Source organism: Burkholderia sp. SIMBA_051 (assembly GCF_046534915.1).
Lineage (GTDB): Bacteria > Pseudomonadota > Gammaproteobacteria > Burkholderiales > Burkholderiaceae > Burkholderia > Burkholderia ambifaria.
The window spans coordinates 1-471 of sequence record NZ_JAWRXS010000049.1 but is presented as its reverse complement, the minus strand read 5'-3'; the positions used below and the strand labels follow the sequence as shown (position 1 = coordinate 471).

Below are 471 nucleotides of genomic sequence, written 5' to 3'. Positions count from 1 at the left end.
CCTGTCCAGCAGGCCGGAGAATACGATCGCCGTGAGACTGCCGAGCATTACCGGCGGCAGGACCTGCGCAAACAGGTCGCCCTGCGGCAAGTGAAGGATCTCCGAATAGCCGACAGACAACGGGATCGCGCCTTCCCCGACGCCGCCCGCCATGATCGGCGCCACGATATAAAAGAACGTATGGTGCGCACCGAGTCCGAGCGCCATACCCACGAGCGTGCCGACGATACCGGCCGCGACGGAGCCGAGCGCGAGCGGAATGAAGATCTTGATGAAGCCCTGGATCAGTACGCGCCGGTCCATGCTCAGAATGCTGCCCACGATGATCGACGCAATGAACAGGTACAGAAAATTGGTCGACTTCGTGAAATCCGTCGTGAGCGTAAGGATCGGTTTGGGCAACAGGTGGTAGTAGCTTAGCGCGGACGGAATGAAGGTCGCGAAAATGGCGGCGGCGCCGATGTTGCGCAC

Annotated in this window: 1 protein-coding gene; it reads right to left on the bottom strand. The window is 60.7% G+C overall.

The annotated features are described in order from the left end of the window. Positions 1-471: 2-hydroxycarboxylate transporter family protein (locus tag SB771_RS33470; RefSeq protein ID WP_410721849.1), on the bottom strand; the 471-nt coding region annotated here is incomplete at both ends.